This is a genomic window from Paraclostridium dentum (genome assembly GCF_012922555.1).
Lineage (GTDB): Bacteria > Bacillota > Clostridia > Peptostreptococcales > Peptostreptococcaceae > Paraclostridium > Paraclostridium dentum.
Window position 1 is genome coordinate 1 of record NZ_WIPK01000058.1, and the last position, 946, is coordinate 946.

At 22.4% G+C, this 946-nt stretch carries 1 protein-coding gene and 1 rRNA gene; one reads left to right on the top strand and one right to left on the bottom strand.

The genetic code is table 11. The features are described from left to right. Positions 1-110: ribosomal RNA gene (gene rrf / locus GFJ41_RS17750) — 5S ribosomal RNA — on the top strand; the annotation flags it as partial. Positions 111-561: 451 nt separating this feature from the next. Here rrf and GFJ41_RS17755 read toward each other — a convergent pair. Continuing rightward, positions 562-753 (bottom strand): hypothetical protein, encoded by a 192-nt coding sequence (locus GFJ41_RS17755; protein WP_021428578.1) that lies wholly within the window; start codon positions 751-753, stop codon positions 562-564. Positions 754-946 lie beyond the last annotated feature (193 nt).

Genomic DNA, 946 nt, shown 5'->3' on the forward strand with positions numbered 1-946 from the left:
ATTACAGCAAAGAGGATACACCTGTTCCCATTCCGAACACAGAAGTTAAGCTCTTTAGCGCCGATGGTACTTGGTGGAAAGCTGCCTGGGAGAGTAGGACGTAGCCGCGTAATCTTTTTTTATTTTTTGGAAATTAAATTTTAGATATAATTATAGTTTTTTTAGAATATATATTAAAAAAATAAAAATTAAATATATTGATTAAAAACTTTTTATTCGACGATAATATTAATAAATAAATGTATTTAAAACTAAATTTTATTTACAATTTTAATATATAAAAAAACCTTAAGAAGTATATTTAGAGTAGTAAAAAATATGGAATTTTGTAAAATTTAGTTTTTATAGGAGGAAAATTTATCCTCTTGTAGAATTAAATATATAAATAATTAATTAATAATCTTATAGGAAGTGGTTTGAATGAGTAAATCTGTTACTAAGGTAGTTAATTTATATGAATATAAGTCAGCGAAAAAAGAAAAGGAAATAGATAGAGAACAATTATTAAAATTAATAAAAAAAATTATGATAACTAAATAAAGGAGCTATGCTCCTTTATTTTTATTGCATTCTAAGTGTACTTATATAATCTTGAAATTGATTAAAATCATCATCATTTGTTAATTCTATCACTTCAGATTTTTCACTATCAAAATTTTTTAAATAAATGGTATGTGTACTACTTTCAGAATTGCAATATATACATCTAAATCCATCCTCATAAAGACCTTTTATATGGTTGAAATCTGGCATAACTAACAACTCCTTGTAAAAGTATTTTTATATAGTTTTCCAATAAAAATTTATTATATTCAGTCTATATAACTTATTTATAATGAAATAGTATTGTTGAAATTATAGAAAAAACAAAAAAATAAAATTAAATTTAAAAAAAGTGTTGACGATGTTAAATTAAGATGGTATAGTATTACTTGTCCTTAAGAAA